The sequence below is a fragment of the Marinobacterium sp. xm-d-564 genome, from assembly GCF_013283345.1.
Taxonomy (GTDB): Bacteria; Pseudomonadota; Gammaproteobacteria; order Pseudomonadales; family Balneatricaceae; genus Marinobacterium_E.
Genome location: NZ_WBYO01000001.1, coordinates 1 through 22361 on the forward strand (window position 1 = coordinate 1; position 22361 = coordinate 22361).

General features: G+C 46.1%; 29 protein-coding genes and 1 pseudogene. 24 read left to right on the plus strand and 6 right to left on the minus strand.

Features of this window, described 5'->3' with window-relative positions; all coding sequences use genetic code 11:
• From XMD564_RS11530 to XMD564_RS00025, 6 genes and pseudogenes are all read left to right on the plus strand, one after another.
• Positions 1-83 (plus strand): integrase core domain-containing protein (locus XMD564_RS11530; protein WP_173489325.1); only part of this gene is annotated, 83 nt, incomplete at its 5' end.
• Between the two features lie 73 nt (positions 84-156).
• Positions 157-1080: a hypothetical protein gene (locus XMD564_RS00010; RefSeq protein WP_173507593.1), complete on the plus strand. Its 924-nt coding sequence runs from the start codon at positions 157-159 to the stop codon at positions 1078-1080.
• A 270-nt stretch (positions 1081-1350) separates the two neighbouring features.
• Positions 1351-1616: pseudogene (locus tag XMD564_RS11350) on the plus strand (IS3 family transposase); the annotation flags it as partial.
• Positions 1617-1746: 130 nt separating this feature from the next.
• Complete coding sequence (locus XMD564_RS00015) at positions 1747-2505, plus strand: glycosyltransferase family 2 protein (RefSeq protein WP_173507594.1); 759 nt, start codon at positions 1747-1749, stop codon at positions 2503-2505.
• A gap of 25 nt (positions 2506-2530) precedes the next feature.
• Positions 2531-3469 (plus strand): SDR family oxidoreductase, encoded by a 939-nt coding sequence (locus XMD564_RS00020; RefSeq protein ID WP_173507595.1) that lies wholly within the window; start codon positions 2531-2533, stop codon positions 3467-3469.
• A gap of 13 nt (positions 3470-3482) precedes the next feature.
• On the plus strand, positions 3483-4034 hold the full coding sequence (locus XMD564_RS00025) for a sugar transferase (RefSeq protein ID WP_173507596.1): 552 nt from the start codon (positions 3483-3485) through the stop codon (positions 4032-4034).
• Here the strand turns inward: XMD564_RS00025 and XMD564_RS00030 are convergent.
• On the minus strand, positions 4031-4921 hold the full coding sequence (locus XMD564_RS00030) for a tyrosine-type recombinase/integrase (protein WP_173507597.1): 891 nt from the start codon (positions 4919-4921) through the stop codon (positions 4031-4033). The genes XMD564_RS00025 and XMD564_RS00030 overlap by 4 nt on opposite strands.
• A gap of 48 nt (positions 4922-4969) precedes the next feature.
• Between XMD564_RS00030 and XMD564_RS00035 the strand changes: the two genes are divergently transcribed.
• Positions 4970-5209, plus strand: coding sequence for a helix-turn-helix transcriptional regulator (locus tag XMD564_RS00035; RefSeq protein ID WP_173507598.1), 240 nt, complete (start codon positions 4970-4972; stop codon positions 5207-5209).
• 120 nt (positions 5210-5329) lie between these two features.
• On the opposite strand, the gene XMD564_RS00040 is transcribed toward XMD564_RS00035, so the two are convergent.
• Positions 5330-6229, minus strand: coding sequence for a hypothetical protein (locus XMD564_RS00040; protein ID WP_173507599.1), 900 nt, complete (start codon positions 6227-6229; stop codon positions 5330-5332).
• 334 nt (positions 6230-6563) lie between these two features.
• Here XMD564_RS00040 and XMD564_RS00045 point away from each other — a divergent pair, with 334 nt between their 5' ends.
• Positions 6564-8447 (plus strand): nucleoside-diphosphate sugar epimerase/dehydratase, encoded by a 1884-nt coding sequence (locus XMD564_RS00045; RefSeq protein WP_173507600.1) that lies wholly within the window; start codon positions 6564-6566, stop codon positions 8445-8447.
• Between the two features lie 85 nt (positions 8448-8532).
• Here XMD564_RS00045 and XMD564_RS00050 read toward each other — a convergent pair whose 3' ends face one another.
• The gene (locus XMD564_RS00050; RefSeq protein WP_173507601.1) at positions 8533-9072 is read right to left on the minus strand and encodes a cytochrome b; all 540 of its coding nucleotides are present in this window, start codon (positions 9070-9072) and stop codon (positions 8533-8535) included.
• A 137-nt stretch (positions 9073-9209) separates the two neighbouring features.
• On the opposite strand from XMD564_RS00050, the gene moaA reads away from it, so the two are divergent.
• The 3 genes from moaA to glp all read left to right on the plus strand — a co-directional run bounded on the left by moaA (position 9210) and on the right by glp (position 12039).
• A complete protein-coding gene (gene moaA / locus XMD564_RS00055) occupies positions 9210-10211 on the plus strand; it encodes a GTP 3',8-cyclase MoaA (RefSeq protein WP_173482927.1) in 1002 nt (333 codons plus the stop codon).
• Positions 10212-10288: 77 nt separating this feature from the next.
• Positions 10289-10834: a molybdenum cofactor biosynthesis protein B gene (gene moaB / locus XMD564_RS00060; protein ID WP_173507602.1), complete on the plus strand. Its 546-nt coding sequence runs from the start codon at positions 10289-10291 to the stop codon at positions 10832-10834.
• Positions 10834-12039 carry a gephyrin-like molybdotransferase Glp gene (gene glp / locus XMD564_RS00065; RefSeq protein WP_173507603.1) on the plus strand — a complete coding sequence of 402 codons (1206 nt, stop codon included), beginning with the start codon at positions 10834-10836 and terminating at the stop codon, positions 12037-12039. Before moaB ends, glp begins: the two co-directional genes overlap by 1 nt.
• A 70-nt stretch (positions 12040-12109) precedes the next feature.
• On the opposite strand, the gene XMD564_RS00070 is transcribed toward glp, so the two are convergent.
• The 3 genes from XMD564_RS00070 to fusA all read right to left on the minus strand — a co-directional run bounded on the left by XMD564_RS00070 (position 12110) and on the right by fusA (position 14909).
• A complete protein-coding gene (locus XMD564_RS00070) occupies positions 12110-12373 on the minus strand; it encodes a type II toxin-antitoxin system RelE/ParE family toxin (protein ID WP_173495173.1) in 264 nt (87 codons plus the stop codon).
• Positions 12370-12630, minus strand: coding sequence for a type II toxin-antitoxin system Phd/YefM family antitoxin (locus XMD564_RS00075; RefSeq protein WP_173495174.1), 261 nt, complete (start codon positions 12628-12630; stop codon positions 12370-12372). Before XMD564_RS00075 ends, XMD564_RS00070 begins: the two co-directional genes overlap by 4 nt.
• 194 nt (positions 12631-12824) lie before the next feature.
• Entirely contained in the window at positions 12825-14909 is a 2085-nt protein-coding gene (gene fusA / locus XMD564_RS00080; protein WP_173480305.1) for an elongation factor G, read from the minus strand.
• A gap of 294 nt (positions 14910-15203) precedes the next feature.
• Between fusA and tuf the strand changes: the two genes are divergently transcribed.
• The 13 genes from tuf (at position 15204) to rplN (ending at position 22331) form a co-directional block, all read left to right on the plus strand.
• Entirely contained in the window at positions 15204-16427 is a 1224-nt protein-coding gene (gene tuf / locus XMD564_RS00085; protein ID WP_173482923.1) for an elongation factor Tu, read from the plus strand.
• A gap of 413 nt (positions 16428-16840) precedes the next feature.
• The gene (gene rpsJ / locus XMD564_RS00090) at positions 16841-17152 is read left to right on the plus strand and encodes a 30S ribosomal protein S10 (protein WP_173480307.1); all 312 of its coding nucleotides are present in this window, start codon (positions 16841-16843) and stop codon (positions 17150-17152) included.
• 116 nt (positions 17153-17268) lie between these two features.
• A complete protein-coding gene (rplC, locus tag XMD564_RS00095; RefSeq protein ID WP_173480308.1) occupies positions 17269-17907 on the plus strand; it encodes a 50S ribosomal protein L3 in 639 nt (212 codons plus the stop codon).
• Between the two features lie 11 nt (positions 17908-17918).
• On the plus strand, positions 17919-18524 hold the full coding sequence (gene rplD, locus XMD564_RS00100; protein WP_173480309.1) for a 50S ribosomal protein L4: 606 nt from the start codon (positions 17919-17921) through the stop codon (positions 18522-18524).
• Positions 18521-18820, plus strand: a complete 300-nt coding sequence (gene rplW, locus XMD564_RS00105; RefSeq protein ID WP_173480310.1) for a 50S ribosomal protein L23 — start codon at positions 18521-18523, stop codon at positions 18818-18820. The genes rplD and rplW overlap by 4 nt, the downstream gene beginning before the upstream one ends.
• A gap of 14 nt (positions 18821-18834) precedes the next feature.
• Positions 18835-19662 carry a 50S ribosomal protein L2 gene (gene rplB / locus XMD564_RS00110; protein WP_173480311.1) on the plus strand — a complete coding sequence of 276 codons (828 nt, stop codon included), beginning with the start codon at positions 18835-18837 and terminating at the stop codon, positions 19660-19662.
• Positions 19663-19674: 12 nt separating this feature from the next.
• Entirely contained in the window at positions 19675-19950 is a 276-nt protein-coding gene (gene rpsS, locus XMD564_RS00115; protein WP_173480312.1) for a 30S ribosomal protein S19, read from the plus strand.
• Positions 19951-19962: 12 nt separating this feature from the next.
• The gene (gene rplV / locus XMD564_RS00120; protein WP_173480313.1) at positions 19963-20292 is read left to right on the plus strand and encodes a 50S ribosomal protein L22; all 330 of its coding nucleotides are present in this window, start codon (positions 19963-19965) and stop codon (positions 20290-20292) included.
• A gap of 25 nt (positions 20293-20317) precedes the next feature.
• Complete coding sequence (rpsC, locus tag XMD564_RS00125; RefSeq protein ID WP_173480314.1) at positions 20318-20998, plus strand: 30S ribosomal protein S3; 681 nt, start codon at positions 20318-20320, stop codon at positions 20996-20998.
• Positions 20999-21009: 11 nt separating this feature from the next.
• Entirely contained in the window at positions 21010-21423 is a 414-nt protein-coding gene (gene rplP, locus XMD564_RS00130) for a 50S ribosomal protein L16 (RefSeq protein WP_173480315.1), read from the plus strand.
• Positions 21423-21614 carry a 50S ribosomal protein L29 gene (gene rpmC / locus XMD564_RS00135; protein ID WP_173480316.1) on the plus strand — a complete coding sequence of 64 codons (192 nt, stop codon included), beginning with the start codon at positions 21423-21425 and terminating at the stop codon, positions 21612-21614. Before rplP ends, rpmC begins: the two co-directional genes overlap by 1 nt.
• On the plus strand, positions 21615-21878 hold the full coding sequence (gene rpsQ / locus XMD564_RS00140) for a 30S ribosomal protein S17 (protein WP_173480317.1): 264 nt from the start codon (positions 21615-21617) through the stop codon (positions 21876-21878).
• A gap of 84 nt (positions 21879-21962) precedes the next feature.
• On the plus strand, positions 21963-22331 hold the full coding sequence (gene rplN, locus XMD564_RS00145) for a 50S ribosomal protein L14 (RefSeq protein ID WP_173480318.1): 369 nt from the start codon (positions 21963-21965) through the stop codon (positions 22329-22331).
• Positions 22332-22361: the final 30 nt, after the last annotated feature.

Sequence of the window (22361 nt, forward strand, 5' to 3'; positions counted from 1 at the left end):
GGCGAGATCATTACAATAAAGTAAGACCACATAGTGCACTTGGCTATGTGCCACCAGAGGAATTCGCTAAGCGTGCTGCTTAGCAAAATCTCATCGAAGAAGTGGTACTAACTAAGGGGAAAGGTCAATTGTAATCCAGAAATTTGTGGAAAATTCATGGGTTGCGGTATCGTCGAAAAGAAATTTGGTAGCACTCAAATTGATACATTAGCATTATTTCAGATAGGTGGAAATCGAGTCCTTAACACTAACGATTGCCCCTTCGAGCTTGCATCTCATACGATTATGGCAAACCACCTTCACGAGCTTAATATAGATCTTTTATTAGTAGGTTATGCAGGGGCTGGACCATACCCACAATGTTTTGAGTTCGATACTGAAGAAGAAAAGTTAATCGCTGCTAATGGAAAAGAACAACAGTTTATCAATCAGGCAATAAAATATATTGAGCTTATAAAACCAACTTCTTTTGCTCCATTTGCTGGCACTTATATGCTTGGCTCACGTCTTTCATCACTAACAAAGTTCAGGGGAGTGCCATCTGTACTCGACGCAACTACATATCTTAATAATGCAGTTTCATCTATCTCAAATGGTATTTACTTGGAAAGATTTGACACGTATGACTGTGAAGCACAATCACTCAAAAAGAGTGAAGATAAGTTTGCATTAACTCGTGATGAATATGTTAGTGAAATCTCGAAAAGACCTCTCGATTACGACAATGACTACTGGGACGATGGCGAATTAGGAGATCTCATAGCCGCAGCCTATAAAAGGTTTATGGCTAAAGCAGAAGAAATTAACTTCATATCAAAAACTAATCTAGTTATTAGAAGCGACAAGTTTGCTTTTCAGCTAAACACAAATGGTCAAGCCGAAGAAATTGAAGTTACAAAAGATTTATCGGAGCCATTCGTTAGAATCGATGTTGATCACAACCTTCTGCACCGTTTACTCAGAGGTCCACGATTTGCACATTGGAATAACGCGGAAATTGGTAGTCATCTAAAATATCTACGAAAACCAAACACTTTTGAGCGAGGGCTCTACCACTGCTTATGCTTTTTGCATGCTTAATCTGTCCAAATGAGCGAATGGTTTAACGATCAAAAAAACCAAGTGGCAAGTTAAGGAATTAGTTACTTAAGCACATTAACAAAGTCAATCCATGTCACGAACTGACTACTAAAGAAACCACGCGCCTTAACAAGTTAGAGGGAATAGCGGATAAAATTAAGCGTAGAGAAAACGTGTAAAACCGTCAGCTACAAACGTGGCTTAGTCTGGATGAGAACGGATAGCTTCAGTATGAATGGCTAGAGCAACTTGAACAGCGTAGTGTGCTTAAGCGACTTTCTGCTTGCTCACCGGCTTGGGGGCAGTTTGAGCCTCAGAGGAAACTGCCACGATTATGTAGTCGCTGAGAGCTTATTCCAGCTACTGAAACGCGAACGGATAAAAAAGTAAAACCTACTCGACACGCGAAGATGCATGGCGATTTTTTAGCTGCATAGAAATGTTTATAATTCGGTAGGGCAATATCGGCGAATGATTTACTTTCGCCTGTTGAGTCCGAGCGGCAATCTGGTATGCGATGGGAAAGTGTAAACTGAACTGGTGGTGATGCAGTACTACGAATAATGAGGCGTTTCTTGTTCAGGTGGATAGATGCTTTTAGAAAAAATTTAAACGTGGAGATAGGTAACTTTGTACTCTTCCAGTTCGGTTAATGTTTCAATAGTCATGCCAAGCTATAATGCGGTGGAAGTCATATCTAGTACAATTAGATCGGTGTTAAATCAATCATACTTGGGCTGGGAATTAATTGTAGTTGATGATTGTTCCAACGATGGTACTACCGATGTAGTTGATAGCTTCGTAAAGCTCGACTCTCGGATTAGTTTAGTGAAACTAGAACGCAATTTCGGAGGGCCTGCTGGTCCGCGAAATGTCGGGGTTGCATTAGCAAATTACAACCTAGTTGCCTTCCTTGATGCTGACGATATCTGGCATCCCCGGAAGCTGGAAATTCAAGTTAAGTTGTTTAGAGAGGGAAACTTTGATCTCGTGTGTTCGACTGTTTCGGATTTTTATCTTGAGTCCGGTATCCAATACGAGGATTTAGTACACACTGGTGCCAAACAAATCTCATATTTTTCAGAACGTTTCCGCAACCAGATTCCCACCTCCAGTGTAATCGTTAGAACCACGCTTTCAAGGAGGTTTCCGTTCAATGAGGCTAGATCCTACAGAGCGGTGGAAGATTATGATTCTTGGCTGAGGATGCTGGAATCTGGAGCGAAGTGTATTAAAGTTAAGGCATCACTAGTGATGTATCGTAAAATACAAGGTCAGATATCGGGCTCAAAATGGCAGATGGCTAAAAAAGTGTTAATGGTTCATCGGAATAGGTCGGCGGTACCTTCCTTAGCTTCATATCTATATACCTTTACTCACCTTGTTGGGGCATTTTATTCTCGCGTTCTGCTAAAGAAAATGTGAGCTGCAATATTTATTTGGTAGAGCTATGAAAGTTCTTCTTACAGGGGCATCCGGCTTTCTAGGTAGTCATATAGCAAAGGCTCTGGCGTCGAAACCAGATATTGCTGTTGTCGCTTCATTGCGCGGAGCTGTTTCGGTTCCAAATGTTCAAATTGTCCGAGTGGCAGACGTGAGTGCTATGACAGATTGGTCAGATGCGTTGTATGGCACGCATCTAGTTATCCATACAGCTGCGCGCGCTCATGTGATTAAAGACAATGGTGTCGATCCTCTCGCGGAGTATCGGCGAGTAAATGTCGACGGTACGCTAAATCTGGCGCGACAGGCTGCAGAAGCTGGGGTAAGCCGTTTCCTCTTTGTAAGCTCCATAGGTGTTAATGGCAACATTAACTCAACGCCGTTTACTGAAGACGATGAACCAAATCCCTGTGGGTTGTATGCACAGTCTAAATGGGAAGCTGAACAGGGATTATGGGAGGTTCAACGTCAAACTGGTATTGAAGTTGTAATTATCCGCCCTCCTCTGGTGTATGGTCCGAACGCCCCGGGTAATTTCGGCAGCCTAGTGAAGCGAGTAGCACAGGGCGTGCCTCTTCCATTGGGCGCGATTTATAACAGTCGCTCCTTGGTGGCGGTTGATAACTTGGTTGATCTAATTATTAATTGTATTGATCATCCTGCAGCGGCTAATCAAGTCTTTCTGGCTGGCGATGGACAAGACCTCTCCACTACCGAGCTTTTGCAAGGTGTTGCTAAAGCGATGGATAAGCCCTCTAGATTGTTCCGTGTACCGTCTTCTTGGTTGATCTTCGGTGCTACGTTTTTTGGCAAAAGGATAGTCGCGCAAAAGTTGTTGGGGTCGTTGCAAGTGGATATATCTAAAGCACGCAATCTACTCGGTTGGAAACCTCCCATTTCTGTCGAGGAAGGATTGCGTCGGTGTTTCGAGTCTCGGGAAAGGTAATAGAGGTTTTCAATTGATCCGTCTGTTTGATTTTGTATTTGCGCTTCTTGGGCTGGTGCTGGGTACGCCTATCTTTGTTCTGCTGGTGATTATTGGTTTGTTTGGTACTGGGTCGCCTATTTTTAGGCAAGAGCGTGTTGGAAGAGCGAAGAAACCTTTTATATTACTTAAGTTCCGTACTATGAAGGTTGATACTGCCTCAGTTGCAAGTCACCTAGCTAGTTCCTCATCTATTACACCCTTTGGGCATTTTTTGCGTCGTACTAAGTTGGATGAGTTGCCGCAGCTCTGGAATGTTTTGAAAGGTGAAATGAGCCTTGTTGGACCGCGTCCTGGGTTGTTTAATCAAGAAGAGCTTACTGAAGCACGTGATCGTTACGGAGTATTCTCGGTTCCTCCAGGTATTACTGGGCTTTCGCAGGTTAATGAAATTGATATGTCTACGCCTGAATTATTGGCTGAGTCTGATGCGAAAATGATTGCCGAGATGTCCGTCTCAAACTATTTCAAATATATCTTCCTAACCATTGCTGGAAAGGGTTCTGGTGATAGAGTCCAAAGTTAGTATTCTTCGAATACATCTAAGTCACTCCCTACCCAACTAGCTAGGTACTTAAGCGCTGTTGATTTAGACGACCACCCGCCTCGTAACATAATCTTTTCTAGTGGGACTCCCCTTTCTAGAAGATCTAGCGCGGAGCCTACTCTAAATGAATGGCCACTGAAGTGGGGTAGGTGGCGTAGTCGAGATCGGTATTGCAGGTCGACTAGGATGTTCGTCATGGCAGCTGGTGAGAGTGGTCCATTTACAGCGCCGTTTTTACGAATGCTCCTTAGAATCACTCCTTTGTTGATATCGATTCGCTTTTGCCATTTTGTAATCAGGTTGGCCAATTTTTCTGATATGGGGATCAATCGCCCATTACCTAGTTGATCTGTTTTTGAATGGCGTAGAAGCAATGCGTATTTGTTGTTGGGTATTTTCTTAAGATCTTCAAATCTGAATTGGCAAATCTCGCTTCTTCGGCGCATGCTTTCATAGCCGAGTTGAAGAAGGACTTTGTTTCTAAGACCGATTACGGAGTTGTCGCACTTCTTCATCATTTGAGCTAAGTATTCACGTGTAATAGGAGAGGCCTGTTTTTGAGCGCGGCCGATTTTACGGTGCATGCGTTTTAGCGCTAGTAGCACTTCCGGATCGCGAGTTGGGTTTGGATTCCGAGATAGGTGGAAGATAGAGCTCAGGGAGTTTAAGCGTCTGCGGATTGTGGCGCTTTTATAGTTATCAGACATCTCTACTACGTATAGAGCTAGGTTGTCTGCGGTTGAAGGGATGGGTTTGAAATTGTGTGATTTGCACCACTTTTCGTAGTGGTTGAAATCTGATCGATAGGCGCGGATAGTATTTTCCGCGAAAGCTCCATCGAATGATGCTAGTATTTTGTTGATCATGATTAACCACCTATAAATGGAATAATATAATCCATATAAGGATAATAATTGTTAAGCGTTTGTCAAATAAAATCTGCAAGAGCGATTCTTGGGTGGAGTGCTGCTGATTTGGCTGAGAAGAGTGGTGTGGGTGCTACTACACTACGCCGCTATGAAATGGGGAGTGGCATACCTAATGCAAACGTTAAAACGCTACAGGCGATTAAAAGCACTTTTGAAGAAGCGGGTGTGGAGTTTCTTGGAGACCCTTTGGTGAATCCTGGGGTTATGTTGCATTTGAAATTGTAGGGTAATTGGTCGGGGCAGATTTTATTCGGACTGTCCTCACCCTTTGGGCCAGCATTTGCTGTTCAAATTCGATCCAGTCGAATTTGTCGCTTCGCTCAAAGTTCCTCCTACAGCAATCTTTTAGCTACCTCCACCCTTTTGACGCTCTTTTCGCTCTCGCATTTCTTGTAACTGTATTAATTGACTAAGTTTGTTTGAGAACTGTTTTTCAAGTGTGGTGCGGTATCGGTAGAGGCGGTCGATTTCTCCTGGGGCTGGCAACGCTGCATCTACTAAAGCCCTTTTTTGTGCCAAAGCCCTATCAAGTAATTTTTGTTTTGTTATGTTTTGTGAGCTCTCTACTTTTTTTGCAGTAACGTAATCACGCATTTGGAGTTCATTGATTTGTTTCAACTGAGTATCCCTCTCAGCTTTTTCTAGTTTAATCGCATTTGGAGTAACACCCATCAACCTAATAATACACAAAGGAGCATTAGGGTCTGTATTCATTTTCTCTAGATGCTCAATCAATTCAAGCGGCCTTATGTCTCTTTCAATACAATCCGTTCTCAGCTCATTTTTTATTAGGGTCTTAATCTCTTCTGATAGCTCTGCTTCATTTATATTCGATTCATCAAGAGTTGATAACCACTTAGCTACTCGTTGGTGTTTGGCATCAATGAAACTCTTTTCAGTATTGATGGCATTGATTAAATCTTGCCTGGTTCTCTCATCGCTTAGCTGTAGGGAGTCAACCAGTGAGCTAGCAAATTCAGCTTGCCCTTGGCTGTTCAAAAATAGTGCGGCCTCTACGTCCTTGAAACGAGCGAGTTGAACACGAATCATTGCAAGATCTTCGATAAGAATAGATTCAATCGTTCCTTTCGGTGCATATTCATCATTTAATTTTTGAACTAGAGAGTTATGATTTGCATTCTCTAATTCGTTAATGAATCCTTTGGCTGTTAATCCATGCTTTAATGAATTCTGGGCTGAAATTTCTTTACCCTCTTTTGTTTTTGGTCCGCCTTTTGCTGTCATGTGATCACCATTAAATAAACTGTTCTTTTATCCAGTATGCCAAATGCAAATGGGTGGTCAATGTTAATTATGTTGCAAACTTAAAAAGCAACATAATGCGTTTACAGATATGCAGGACGGGTTTTATTTAATAGTTATCATTCGCATTTAAGGGTGATTTTGCAAAACGAACTGGTCGCAACAATGGTGTCAGGCTGAAGGCCAGACACCAGTTTTAATGAGGTAGGGTGCGATAAGTTGCAGTTATGCTTTAGATTCAGTCTTTTAAAGCATTGGTTTAGTATGATGAGCGAATGTAGAATGTTTTTTCTTAGGATTTTTTGAAAGAAAGTCGATGCTTAAAGTTGTTGATCTATTAATAAACTCAACCTCGCGCAATTTTCGGAGGTTTGTTCTTGTTATTCTTGATGTTGCGGCGCTTATATTAGCTTTGTATTCAGCTTATGCGCTTCGCTTGTCAGAGTGGTGGCCTAGTCAGTACCTTGAATCAGCAGTCCCGCTTTTTTTAACAGTTCCCTTTGTCGGTGTGTTTGTTTTTATACGCCTTGGTCTATATAGAGCAGTCTTGCGTTATCTAGGCTTAAAGGCGCTTAAAACTGTAGCAATTGGCACAGCTATTTTGGTTGTTCTTGTCTATGCCCTTGCCCAATTGTTTTTTATCAGTAATTTTCCACGATCAATTCCAATTATATTTGGTCTGGTTGCTTGGCTATATCTTGGTGGAAGTAGACTTATTTTCCGTAATTACTATCACTGGATTGTTGCTAAATATCATCAAACACCATCGGCAATAATTTATGGTGCTGGAAGTGCAGGTTCACAGCTTGCTCTGATGCTCCCAAATGGTGGTGAATACAAGCCTGTTGCTTTTGTAGATGATAATCCATCACTTTGGAATGGGTACGTAGGTAATTTAAAGGTTCACTCGCCCGATACACTAAAAAAATTAATTGATGAGTTTGATGTTGAACTAGTTTTGCTTGCCCTCCCTAGCGCTTCCTCAGTTGAGATACAACAAGTTATGGATAGGTTAAGTGTTCAGCCCGTTCGAGTTAAAACTATGCCTTCGATAAAGGAGATTCTATCTGGGAGGGCAGCAGACCAATTAAGAGATATGAACGTTGACGACTTGTTAGGGCGTGACGTAGTTCCTCCAATTGATGAGTTGATTGATGCTAGCCTCAAGGGAAATAATGTTTGTATAACTGGAGCAGGTGGATCAATAGGCTCAGAGCTGGCCCGTCAGGCAGCTAATAATGGTGCTGCATTAGTAGTTTTATATGAATTGTCGGAGCTCGCATTGTATGAAATTGATCGTGAACTTCGTTTATCTCATCCAGATTTATCAGTAATTCCGTTACTAGGTAGTGTCTTGGATTTTAATAGACTCAAGGCGTCATTAGAAAAGTACCAAATTAATACCCTATATCACGCTGCTGCATACAAGCATGTTCCTATTGTCGAACATAATATCCTTCAGGGATTGCGAAATAATGTCCTAGGAACTGAGTCTGCAGCAAGGGCTGCTATTGAAGCTAAAGTTGAGCGATTTGTTCTCATATCTACTGATAAAGCGGTTAGGCCTACAAATGTAATGGGGGCTACTAAGCGCTTAGCAGAACTCTACGTTCAGCATCTTGCTGTTAACCAGAACAATACCATTATGTGTATGGTGCGTTTTGGTAATGTATTAGGTTCCTCAGGCTCTGTTGTCCCATTATTTAAACGACAAATTGAATCTGGTGGGCCGGTGACTGTTACGCACCCGGAGATAACACGCTATTTTATGACTATTCCAGAGGCGGCGCTCTTGGTTGTGCAGGCAGGTTCTCTGGCTAAAGGTGGAGATGTATTTCTTTTGGATATGGGAGAACCAGTCAAAATTATCAATCTTGCTAAAAACGTTATCAAGTTGAGTGGACACTCCATCCAAGATGATGAGAATCCTGAAGGTGAAATTGCCATCTCGTACTCTGGTTTGAGGCCAGGTGAAAAGTTGTTTGAAGAATTACTCATTGGAGATAATCCGTCTTCAACGGTACACCCTAAAATTATGACTGCACATGAAGACGTGCTTAGCGGCAAAGTACTTAATTCGATCTTATTACGGATTAAGCAAGTAGATGAGGCAAATGATAGTGCCTCTGCTCGAGAGATCTTGATTGAAGCAGTAAATGGGTTTGTACCTAATAGCCCAAATGTTGATCTTCTCAGGTGAAACTAGAGCTAGTGCAATTACTCGCTAGTTTAAATTTTGAGAGGACGGTGTCAGATTGAAATATCAGACACCGCGTTGGAGCTCTTTATACCCTTCTCCCTAAGATACGAGCCATGGTGCCGTCTTTTGCAAACAGCATATGTTTGAAGCTGGCGGCGACGTGTAGGAAGAAGGCGAGCATAAGTAGTTTGCTGCCTAGGCCGTGTCCGATGTGGCCGAGCTTTTCTAACCATTCGATCTCTGTGTTGCTGCGTGCGATCACTTCCATTCCAAAGATAATTACGGCGTGACCTTCGCCAACCTGCATCAGTACACCAGAGATAGGCATGAACAGTGTCGCTGCAATCAGGAAGCTCATCACGATGATGGAGATCTTTTTCTGCATTGCTGGTACATCACTCAGTGACTCAGGGAACCCATTTTTCACTCGCACCATTAAGCGCCATACGGCAAAGCCAAATACAACGGCGCCGGCCGTCATGTGGAGTTTCAGTAGGTCGAACTTCTCTGGGCTGCGCTCCATCTCTTCTAGTGTCAGGCCAATGATCATTGAGCCGATCATCAGTAGGGCGACTATCCAGTGCAGCGCAACGCTGGTGTGGCTCAGTTTTGCTTTGGTATCCATGGGAGGTCCTTTTTAAGGGAGTTAAATTAGAATGATCTAATAATAGGCTGTTAACTGATCAAAAGCATTGATCTAGAGCGTAAAGTTTCGCAAAGAATTGCTAAAAAACTGTTACACGAGTCGTTATACTTGAGCCCATGAATACACCTTTGAAACTGATCGATAAGTTTGGTCGCCACATCGACTATGTGCGCATCTCGGTGACGGATCGTTGTGACTTCCGTTGCGTCTACTGCATGGCCGAGGAGATGACCTTTCTTCCTCGCGAGCAGGTGCTGACTCTGGAGGAGATCTATGAGGTGGGTGCTGCGTTTGTGCGTCTGGGTGTCAATAAGCTGCGTTTGACTGGCGGTGAGCCATTGGTACGTCGTGATATTTTGACGCTGATCCGCAAGTTGGGTGAGTTGGACATTGAGTTGGTATTAACGACTAATGGCTCGCAACTACCGACCATGGCGAACGATCTAGTTGAAGCCGGTGTAAAGCGCATCAACGTCTCTTTGGATACGCTGAAGGCGGATCGTTTTAAAGAGCTGACGCGCAAGGATAAGTTTGATCAGGTCATTGCCGGTATCGATGCCGCCTGTGCTGCAGGGTTTAAACGCGTTAAGTTAAATGCGGTGATCTTAAAAGGCCGTAATGATGATGAAGTGGTCGATCTGGTCAATTTTGCGCGTGATCGTGACATGGACATCAGTTTTATCGAAGAGATGCCCTTAGGTGCTATTACTGAGCATGATCGCGAAGAGGCCTACTGCTCTAGCGATGATGTGCGTCAGTTAATTGAGCAAGTCTACCCACTGGAGAAGACGCAAGAGCAGACTGCGGGCCCTTCTACCTACTACCGCATGGTGGATTCGAATACGCGCATCGGTTTTATCTCGCCGCACTCGCATAACTTCTGTTCGGAATGTAATCGTGTGCGTGTCACTGTTGAAGGGCGTTTGTTGCTCTGTTTGGGTAACGAACACTCTATGGATCTGCGTGATCTGTTGCGCTCAGAAGCGGATCCTGAATTACGTGCTGCTAAGCTAGAACAGGCGATCATCAACTCTATGGATCTTAAGCCTGAAAAACACCACTTCGATCTAGCGAACGAACCGCAAATACTCCGTTTTATGAATGCCACCGGTGGTTGATGCGCATCAGTGCGTCTGCCGGTAAAGTTCGTAATAATATCCCTTAAATTAACCCTCTGTATGAGCTTGGAGAGACAATGAGCAGTAACGGTAAAGAGTTTGTCAGTCTGAATATTGCAGTATTGACCGTATCAGACACTCGTAACGAGTCGAATGACACCTCGGGTGACTTTCTAGCGAATGCAGCCGTTGAAGCAGGGCATACCCTGATCGATCGCGCACTGTTGCCGGATGATGTCTATCTGTTGCGCGCACAGGTCTCGCACTGGATTGCAGATCCTGAAGTGCAGGTTGTGTTGAGTACCGGTGGTACTGGCTTTGCATTGCGCGATTCAACGCCTGAAGCACTTAAGGTGCTATTCGATAAAGAGGTCGAAGGCTTTGGTGAGATGTTCCGCAAGGTCTCTTGGGATGAGATCGGTACCTCGACGATACAGTCACGCGTGTTTGCCGGTCTGGCTAACGGAACCTTGATCGTCTGTATGCCAGGTTCAACTGGTGCTTGCCGTACAGGCTGGAGCATCATTGAGTCACAGCTCGATAACCGCCACCGCCCTTGTAACTTTGTGGCGCTGCTTGAGCAGGTAAAAGAGCAGCGTCTGGCTATCGAGGCGGCAGAGTAATGTCGGCTATGAAGCCGTTGATTCCATTGGATGATGCGCGCCAAGCGCTGTTTGATCAGCTCTCGGTTATTGCAGATGTTGAGTCTGTGTCGCTGAATGATGCAGCAGGCCGGATTTTAGCAGAATCGGTGGTCGCTACGATTAATGTACCGCCTAAAGCGAACTCCGCGATGGATGGGTATGCGTTAGCCGCTAAAGATGCGGTTGCGGGTGCCGAACTGGCCATTTCACAACGCATTCCTGCTGGCGCAGTCACTACGCCATTAGTCAGCAGTACTGCGGCGCGAATCTTTACCGGTGCCGAGCTTCCAGATGGTGCGGATTGTGTGGTGATGCAAGAGAACACCGAAGCCTGTGACATGGGTGTGCGTATTCTACAAACCGCTAAAGCGTCCGAGAATGTTCGAGCGGCCGGTTTGGATATTACAGCCGGAGAAGTGATTTTAGAGGCGGGGGCGCGACTCACGGCGCCGGCTCTAGGTATCTGTGCCTCAACTGGTATTACTCATGTAAAGGTCTTCAAGCCATTAAAGGTAGCACTGCTTTCAACGGGTGATGAGCTTGTAGAGCCCGGTGTTGCTCTGCAACCTGGACAGATCTACAACTCCAATCGACCTATGTTGGTTGAGCTGCTTCGCCAAGCGGATTTTGACGTGGTGGATATGGGCCAGGTGGCTGATAATCATCAGGCGACTCGTGATGCATTTATTACAGCTTCAGAACAGGCGGATGCGATTCTGACTATGGGCGGTGTCTCAGTAGGTGAAGAGGACCATGTTAAGAATGCGATCGATGAGTTGGGTTCGCTCAACTTGTGGCGTATTCGTATTCGTCCGGGTAAGCCCTTTGCCGCGGGTCGGGTAGGGCAGACCCCTATTTTTGGTCTGCCGGGTAACCCAATGTCAGCCTTGGTGACCTTCTCACTGCTGGCGCGTCCTTGTTTAATGCATCTTCAGGGGGCTGTGTATAAGCCGGCGTTACGAATTCCGGTTGAGACGTCAGTGGCACGCTCTGCTCAGTCGCGCGATGAGTATATGCGTGTTGAGCTGCATGCCGGTGTCGCACAACGTGTGGTGAATCAGAGTTCAGGCGTTCTATCCTCAGCGTTGAATGCGGATGGTTTGCTGCATTTACCAGCGGATGTTGAGATTAAAGCGGGTGAGCGTTACGACTTTATTCCGTTTTGCTCGCTGTTGACGAGTTAATCGATCGCTTCATCTTCGATAAAGCTCCAACACTCAGCGCCAGTTGGAGCGGTCTTAAGAAGGCCGCGATCTAATCACCATAGTGTGTCTTAGCCCGAATAATAATCACCACACAGCGTCCATCTTCGATTCGATAGACAATTCTGTCCTGAAAGGTGAGTCTTACCGAGTAATAACCGGCTAAGTCGCCTAGCAGTGCTTTTCCGGACAACGGATCCACTGCAATCTTGTTCCTTAGTATGTCTTTAAGTTTCTCTTTCAGCTTTGGTGATAGTTTCTTAATGTCTTTTTGGGCTTGTTTGGTTAGCTCTATGTCGTAATGTCTGTCAGTCACAATGGCTCACCGAAAACAGCATCAAAGCTATCCGTCTTGCCGCTGTTTGCTTCTTCAACAGACTCTTTAAACGCCTTGGTAAAACCCTCTTGTGATAGGAGGTGGAGCGTTTCTTGTAGGCTTTCATACTCTTCGGACGACATGATCACGGACTTGCCGTTTTTATGTTGAACCTCAACGATTTCATGCTGCTGATTGGTTCGTTTAATGATGTCGAAGAAAGATTTGCGTGCTTCGGTTGCGTTTAGAGTAATCATAATGCCCTCCATTTATGTACCATATAGTGTACCACTTGGTGATGGTGATGCAATTAGCTTATCGCTTCATCTGCGATAAAGCTCCAACACTCATTGCTTGTTGGAGTGGTCTTAAAAAGGCCGCGATTAATTGAAAAGTGAGCATTAAAAAACCCCGGCATCTTGCGATGGCGGGGTTTTTTGCGTTGGGCGAATTACTTGTTCGCTTTACGCTCTTTCGCTTCAGCGATAACAGTCTCTGCTACGTTAGCTGGACACTGTGAGTAGTGGCTGAACTCCATAGAGAACTGACCACGACCCGATGTCATAGTACGTAGGTGACCGATGTAGCCGAACATCTCTGATAGAGGTACGTCTGCTTTGATGCGAACGCCCGTTACGCCAGCTTCCTGGTCTTTGATCATGCCGCGACGACGGTTAAGGTCACCGATAACATCACCAACGTGATCTTCAGGAGTGAAGACGTCAACTTTCATCACAGGCTCAAGAAGCTGTGGACCCGCTTTTGGCATAGATTGACGGAAGCCGCCTTTCGCTGCGATTTCGAATGCGATAGCAGAAGAGTCGACTGCGTGGAAGCCACCGTCGAACAGTTCGATTTCAACGTCCACAACCGGGAAGCCTGCAACCGTACCTTCTTGCATCATAGACGCGAAGCCTTTCTCAACAGCTGGCCAGAATTCCTTAGGAACGTTACCACCAACAACTGAAGAGCTGAATGTGAAACCAGAACCTGGCTCACCTGGCTTCATGCGGTAGTCGATCTTACCGAACTGACCTGAACCACCCGACTGTTTCTTGTGCGTGTAGCTATCTTCAACTGGGATAGTGATCGACTCACGGTAAGCAACCTGTGGTTTACCTACGTTTAGCTCAACGCCGTATGTACGCTTAAGGATGTCGACTTTAACGTCTAGGTGAAGCTCACCCATGCCTTTAAGGATGGTTTCGCCTGAATCTTCGTCAGTTTCAACGCGGAATGATGGATCTTCTGCAACCATCTTACCGATTGCGATACCCATTTTCTCAGAGCCGCCTTTATCTTTAGGTGCAACAGCGATCGAGATTACTGGCTCTGGGAAGACCATGGCTTCAAGAGTACATGGGTGCTTCTGATCACATAGAGTGTGACCAGTCTGTACGTTCTTCATACCAACGATCGCGATGATGTCACCCGCCGTTGCAGAAGATAGTTCGTTACGCTCGTCTGCGTGCATCTCAACCATGCGGCCGATACGCTCAGTCTTACCTGTTGCAGAGTTAAGGATTGTGTCACCTTTGTTCAGTACGCCAGAGTAGATACGTACGAAGGTTAGAGCACCGAAGCGGTCATCCATGATCTTGAATGCTAGCGCACGTAGAGGCTCGTCTGGTGATACGATCGCTTTCTCGCCAGTTGCGTTACCTTCTTCGTCTGTTAGATCCTGTGGATCAACTTCAGTTGGGCTTGGTAGGTAGTCAACCACTGCGTCTAGTACTAGCTGAACACCCTTGTTCTTGAATGCAGAACCACAGAATGTTGGGAAGAAGTCTAGAGCGATAGTACCTTTACGGATACAGCGCTTGATGTCTTCGATAGATGGCATTTCGCCTTCCATGTAAGCCATCATTAGATCGTCGTCTTGTTCAACCGCTGTTTCGATTAGTTGCTCGTGGTACATCTCCACGTCGTCAACCATGTCAGCAGGAACGTCTTGGATTTCGTAGTTTTCTGGCTGGCCAGAATCATCCCATACGTAAGCTTTCTTAGTCAGAACGTCTACAACACCCACGAACTGATCTTCAGTACCGATAGGAAGAGTACATACAAGTGGGTTTGCACCTAGTACGTTTTTGATCTGGTCTACAACGCGGTAGAAGTCAGCACCCATACGGTCAAGTTTGTTGACGAAGATAACACGTGCAACTTCTGACTCGTTCGCGTAGCGCCAGTTAGTTTCAGACTGAGGTTCTACACCGCCTGAACCACAGAATACACCAACACCACCATCAAGTACTTTAAGAGAACGGTAAACTTCTACAGTGAAGTCAACGTGCCCAGGAGTATCGATGATGTTGAAACGGTGGTCCTTCCAGAAACAGGTCGTTGCTGCAGACTGGATAGTAATACCACGCTCCTGCTCCTGTTCCATGAAGTCGGTAGTAGCAGCACCTTCGTGTACTTCACCAGTTTTGTGGATCTTACCTGTTAGTTTCAGGATACGCTCAGTAGTTGTGGTTTTACCCGCATCAACGTGGGCGAAGATGCCTATATTTCGGTATTTGTTTAGATCAGTCATGTTCTCACTCGAATTCATGGACGTTTTAAAAAGTCGCGAGATTATACGCTTGTATAAGCCTCGATGGAATAGCTGATCGAAATGTAACCAAAAAGATGTGACATATATATGTATAAGTAAAAACGAACAGGCTTATTATTTGCCTTAAACCGGTTGGAGAGATCTTTTTTAAAGAAAATTGATCACATTGCTTGACTATATAGGCAATGACGTTAAAATTTCGCGCCCAGTAGGATTGCTAACTCGAATTGGCAGTCTTCTTATTTTTTTAAACCTAACACAGGAATTAAGCTCGTGGCTAAGCAAGCATTTGAACGTTCCAAGCCCCACGTTAACGTTGGTACTATCGGCCACGTTGACCACGGTAAAACAACTCTAACTGCAGCACTTACTCGTGTATGTGCAGAAGTTTTCGGTGGTGAAGCTGTCGCATTCGACGGTATCGATAAAGCTCCTGAAGAGCGTGAGCGTGGCATCACGATCAACACTTCTCACGTTGAGTACGATTCAAACATCCGTCACTACGCGCACGTTGACTGCCCAGGGCACGCCGACTACGTTAAGAACATGATCACTGGTGCTGCACAGATGGACGGCGCTATCCTAGTTTGTGGTGCGACTGATGGTCCAATGCCACAGACTCGTGAGCACATCCTTCTTTCTCGCCAGGTTGGCGTACCTTACATCGTAGTATTCCTAAACAAAGCTGACCTTCTTGCTGAAGACTGTGGCGGCGTTGGTACTGAAGAATACGACGAGATGCTAGAGCTAGTTCAAATGGAAATCGTTGAACTTCTAGACACTTACGACTTCCCAGGTGATGACACTCCAATCATCGCTGGTTCTGCTCTAATGGCTCTAAACGGTCAGGACGACAACGAACTAGGTACTACTGCGGTTAAGAAACTAGTTGAAGCACTAGACTCTTACATCCCAGAACCACAGCGTCTAGTAGACATGCCATTCTTAATGCCAATCGAGGACGTATTCTCGATCTCTGGTCGTGGTACTGTAGTAACTGGTCGTATCGAGCGTGGTATCATCAAAGTTGGTGAAGAGATCGATATCGTTGGTATCCGTGAGTCTTCTAAGACTACTTGTACTGGTGTTGAGATGTTCCGTAAGCTTCTTGACGAAGGTCGTGCAGGCGAGAACTGTGGTATCCTTCTTCGTGGTACTAAGCGTGACGAAGTTGAGCGTGGTCAGGTTCTATGTGCTCCTGGTACTACAACTCCTCACACTCAGTTCGAAGGTGAAGTATACGTACTAAACAAAGATGAAGGTGGTCGTCACACTCCATTCTTCAAAGGCTACCGTCCACAGTTCTACTTCCGTACAACTGACATCACTGGTGCTGTAGAGCTTCCAGAAGGTGTTGAAATGGTAATGCCTGGTGATAACGTTAAGATGAACGTTACACTAATCAACCCAATCGCTATGGATGAAGGTCTACGTTTCGCAGTTCGCGAAGGTGGCCGTACTGTAGGTGCAGGTGTTGTATCTAAGATCATCGATTAATTGTCGATAATCTTCTAAAAAAACCCGCTCTCGAGCGGGTTTTTTTGTGTCCACGGTTTGGGGTTGGGTGGTTGCTGGTAAAGCGGGTGACAGGCTGAAGCCAGTCACCGTAAATGGGAAAAAATGCGCGCTGGGAAGGCGGATGATTGGCTGAAGCCAGTCACCAAAACTGAGTTGGGTGGTTGCTGGTAAAGCGGGTGACAGGCTGAAGCCAGTCACCGACACTACGTAGGTGGTTAGGTGCTCCGGTGACTGGCTTTCAGCCTGTCATCCGCTGTCTAATTACGCACCAATCATTTGGCAAATCTTTAGTTGACCTACAGCCCAAAACTCAAGTAGAATTTGCGTCCCTTCATTTGAGGGGAGGTCGGCTATTGCCGTTTATTTAATATTTTAGGAAATGCGTGATCAAAATGCAGAACCAAAAAATCAGAATCCGCTTGAAGGCTTTTGACCATCGTCTGATCGATACTTCGGCTCAGGAGATCGTTGAAACTGCAAAGCGTACTGGTGCTCAGGTCCGTGGTCCGATCCCACTTCCTACTCGCAAAGAGCGTTACACCGTATTGGTCTCTCCGCACGTCAACAAAGACGCGCGTGATCAGTACGAAATTCGTACGCACAAGCGTGTTCTAGACATCGTTGAGCCAACTGAAAAAACAGTTGATGCTCTAATGAAGCTAGATCTCGCAGCGGGTGTAGAAGTGCAGATCAGCCTAGGCTAATAGCACGCGCAGATTTATTAATTTTTTATTAATGAAGCGCTATTTGTGGAATACCCCTGAAAAGGGTAGCCGTAGTGGGTAACAGCCCCGTACACAACTGGCAAGAGGTATATAAAATGTCATTAGGACTTATCGGACGTAAAGCGGGCATGACCCGTGTCTTCACTGAAGACGGCGTGTCCGTGCCAGTCACCGTCATCGAGGTGGAACCGAACCGAGTGACTTGCGTTAAAACTGTCGAAACTGACGGTTACGCTGCTGTACAAGTGACTACTGGTACTAAGAAGGCTAACCGCCTTTCTAAACCAGAAGCTGGTCATTTTGCTAAAGCAGGCGTTGAAGCAGGTGCAGGTTTGTGGGAGTTTCGCGCGAAGGGTGATGAGGAAATCAACGTAGGTGATGCACTTACTGTTGAGCGCTTCCAAGCAGGCGAAAAAGTAGATGTAACTGGTCAATCTAAGGGTAAGGGCTTCCAGGGTGGCGTTAAGCGTCACAACTTCCGTACTCAGGATATGACTCACGGTAACTCACTTTCTCACCGTGCTCCGGGTTCAATTGGTCAGTGCCAAACTCCGGGTCGCGTTTTTAAAGGTAAAAAGATGGCTGGGCACATGGGTGCAGAGCGTTCTACCGTACAGAGCCTCGAGGTTGTACGCGTAGATGCTGAGCGCGGCCTGCTGCTAATCAAGGGTGCCGTACCTGGTGCTCCTGGTGGTGACGTCATCGTTAAACCAGCTGTTAAAGCGCGCGGCTAAGGGAGATTGTCATGAATTTGAATCTAACTGGTGCCAAGGGTTCGGTTGAAGTAGCCGATACTGCGTTTGGCAAAGAGTTTAATGAAGCTCTAGTACACCAGGTTGTCACTGCTTACATGGCAGGCGCACGTCAGGGTACTAAAGCTCAGAAAAACCGTTCAGCTGTAGCTGGTGGTGGTGCTAAGCCATTCCGTCAAAAAGGTACAGGTCGTGCTCGTCAGGGTACTACTCGTTCTCCTATCTGGCGTACTGGTGGCGTAACATTCGCTGCTACTCCACGTGACCACTCTCAGAAAGTTAACAAGAAGATGTACCGCGCTGCGATGCGTTCTATCTTGTCTGAGTTGGTCCGCCAAGAGCGTCTAGTTGTTGTTGAAGACTTCGCTGTCGAAGCTCCAAAAACTAAGCAGTTCTTAGCAAAAATGAAAGAGTTTGACCTAAGCAACGCTTTGGTTATCACTGAAGAGGTTGATCTAAACCTATTCCTTGCTGCTCGTAACGTGCCACACGTTGACGTACGTGATGCAGCAGGTATCGATCCAGTGAGCCTAATCGGTTTCGATAAAGTGGTTGTGACTGTCCCAGCTCTTAAGAAGATCGAGGAGGTGTTTGCATGAACCCGGAACGCATCTACAAAGTGCTACTCGGACCACACATCTCTGAGAAAGCAACGATCGTAGCGGAAGATACTCAACAAGTAGTATTCCGTGTCGCTAACGATGCAACTAAGCCTGAAATCAAGGCTGCTGTTGAACAGCTGTTCAACGTGACTGTTGCAAACGTGAACGTGCTTAATGCGAAAGGTAAAACGAAGCGTACTATGCGTGGCATGGGTAAGCGCAACGATGTTCGCAAAGCATACGTTCGTCTAGCTGACGGTTCAGAAATCGATTTTCTGGCTGCTGGCGAATAAGGAGGGGTTAAGAAATGGCAACTGTTAAAGCTAAGCCAACCTCTGCAGGACGTCGTCACGTCGTTTCTGTTAAAGGCCAAAACCTTCACAAAGGTAAGCCTTTTGCAGCGTTGGTTGAAAAGAAATCTAAGTCTGGTGGTCGTAACCACAATGGTCGCATCACTACGCGTCACATTGGTGGTGGTCACAAGCAGGCTTACCGTGTAATCGACTTCCGTCGCAACAAAGATGGCATTCCTGCTGTCGTTGAGCGTCTGGAATATGATCCAAACCGTTCTGCGAACATCGCTCTGTTGAAGTACGCAGATGGTGAGCGTCGCTACATCATCGCTCCTAAGGGCGTTGAAGCAGGTGCTGCTCTGATGTCTGGCGAACAGGCTGACTTTAAACCAGGTAACTGTATGCCTTTGCGCAACGTACCTGTAGGTTCGACTGTTCACTGTGTTGAATTGAAGCCTGGTAAGGGTGCACAGATGGCTCGCTCTGCGGGTACATCAGCTCAGCTAGTTGCTCGTGAAGGTCAGTACGCGACTCTACGTCTACGTTCTGGCGAAATGCGCAAAGTGTTGTCTGAGTGTCGTGCGACTCTTGGTGAAGTAGGTAATGGTGAACATAGCCTACGTCGCTTGGGTAAAGCTGGTGCTACGCGCTGGCGTGGTGTTCGTCCTACCGTCCGCGGTGTGGCGATGAACCCAGTCGATCACCCACACGGTGGTGGTGAAGGTCGTACATCAGGTGGTCGTCACCCAGTGACTCCATGGGGTGTTCCGACTAAGGGCCACAAGACCCGTAAGAACAAGCGTACTGATAAGCTTATCGTACGTCGTCGTCAGGCTAAGTAAGAGGAATCAGCTGTGCCACGTTCACTTAAGAAAGGTCCATTTATCGACCTTCACTTGTTGAAAAAGGTAGAAGCTGCAATCGAGAACAGCGATCGTAAGCCAATTAAAACTTGGTCTCGCCGTTCTACAATCTTTCCGAACTTTGTCGGTTTGACGATTGCGGTACATAACGGCCGTCAGCATGTCCCAGTATTCATTACTGAAGATATGGTCGGTCATAAGCTGGGTGAGTTTGCAGTGACTCGTGCCTTTAAAGGCCACGTTGCAGACAAGAAGGCTAAGAAGTAATAGGAGTTGATGATGGAAGCTATTGCAAAGCATAACGGCGCCCGCATCTCCGCTCAGAAAGCTCGTCTGGTTGCTGACCAGATCCGCGGCAAATCTGTTGGCGAAGCTCTGAATATTTTGGCGTTCAGCACCAAGAAAGGTGCACACCTGGTTAAGAAAGTGCTTGAGTCTGCTATTGCTAACGCAGAGCACAATGAAGGTGCTGACATTGACGAACTTCGCGTTGCGACTATCTTCGTTGATGAAGGCATGACCATGAAACGTATCCGTCCGCGTGCTAAGGGACGAGCTGATCGTATTTTGAAACGCTCGTGTCATATCACTGTTAAGGTCGCAGACTAAGAGCTGAGTACTAGGAGATTTAATCATGGGTCAAAAAGTTAACCCAACCGGTATTCGACTTGGTGTCGTAAAAGACCATACTTCTGTGTGGTATGCGGACAAAGCCGATTACGCGAAGAAGCTGTTGAATGACCTTGAAGTACGTAAGTACCTTGAGAAACAGCTAGAAAAAGCATCTGTAAGCCGTATCGAAATCGAGCGTCCTGCACAGAATGCGAAAATCACCATCCACACGGCGCGTCCAGGCATCGTGATTGGTAAAAAAGGTGAAGACGTAGAAGTTCTACGTTCAACTGTTTCTAAGATGATGGGTGTGCCAGTTCACATCAACATCGAAGAGATTCGCAAGCCAGATATGGATGCGAAGCTAGTTGCGCAGAACATTGCAGGTCAGCTAGAGCGTCGTGTTATGTTCCGTCGTGCTATGAAGCGCGCCGTACAGAACACCATGCGTGCTGGTGCAAAAGGTATCAAGATCTCTCTTGCAGGCCGTCTAGGTGGTGCTGAGATCGCGCGTACTGAGTGGTACCGTGAAGGTCGTGTACCTCTACACACTCTACGTGCAGATATCGACTACGCTACATACGAAGCCCACACTACTTACGGTGTGATCGGCATCAAAACTTGGATCTTCAAAGGTGAAGTTCTTGGTGGTATCGAACAGGTACGCGCTGAGAAAAATGCACCTGCGAAGAAAGCGAAGTGAGGTAGCGGAACATGTTGCAACCTAAGCGTCTAAAATTCCGTAAGGTAATGAAAGGCCGCAACCGCGGTTTGGCTCAACGCGGCAGCAGCGTTAGCTTTGGTGAATTCGCACTGAAATCGACCGAACGTGGTCGCATCACAGCGCGTCAGATCGAAGCAGCTCGTCGTACCATGACTCGTCACGTAAAACGTGGTGGTAAAATCTGGATCCGTGTCTTCCCAGACAAGCCGATCACAGGTAAGCCACTAGAAGTACGTATGGGTAAAGGTAAGGGTAACGTTGAGTACTGGGTCGCTCAGATCCAACCAGGTAAAGTGCTGTTTGAAATGGCAGGCGTACCTGAACAACTCGCGAAAGAAGCCTTTGAACTAGCGGCAGCTAAGCTTCCGCTTTCAACAACTGTAGTTAAACGGACGGTGATGTAATGAAAGCTACTGAACTACGTGATCAATCCGTAGAAGAGCTTCAGCAAACATTGCTGACTCTCCTAAAGGATCAGTTTAACTTGCGTATGCAAAAGGCTACTGGCCAGTTGGCACAGACTCACATGTTGGGTCAGGTTCGTCGCGACATCGCTCGCGTTAAGACAGTACTTAACCAAAAAGCAGGTGACTAAATGAGCGCTGAAAAACGTACTCGTACCGTTACTGGTAAAGTTATCAGTGACAAGATGGATAAGACCATCACTGTGTTGGTTGAGCGCAAGGAAAAGCACCCGATCTACGGTAAATTCATGAAGCGTTCAACTAAGTTGCACGCACACGATGAGAAGAATGAATGCCAAGCGGGTGACCTAGTGACAATCGCGGAAAGTCGCCCTCTGTCTAAGACTAAGTCTTGGTCATTGGTACGCATTGAAGAACGTGGAGCAAAGGTGTAAACTATTGCACCTTTGCTTCACTAGCCGCCTTATTCGACGGTCGATTGAGGGTCGAATGAGGCACTAGAGATTGTGGAGTAAACCATGATTCAAACTGAAACGATGCTTGATGTCGCTGATAACAGCGGCGCTAAGCGAGTGCAGTGTATTAAAGTACTAGGCGGTTCACACCGTCGTTACGCTAACGTTGGCGATGTTATCAAGGTATCGGTTAAAGAAGCGATTCCTCGTGGCAAAGTTAAAAAAGGCCAAGTACTTAAAGCTGTCGTAGTACGTACCCGTAAAGGTGTTCGTCGTCCCGATGGTTCATTGATCCGTTTTGATGTTAACTCAGCGGTTCTTTTGAACGCGAACGACGCTCCAATCGGAACTCGTATCTTCGGCCCAGTAACGCGTGAGCTTCGCTCTGAGAAGTTCATGAAGATCATTTCCCTGGCGCCTGAAGTGCTATAAAACCTCGAAAAATTCGAAGTTTTTAAGGAA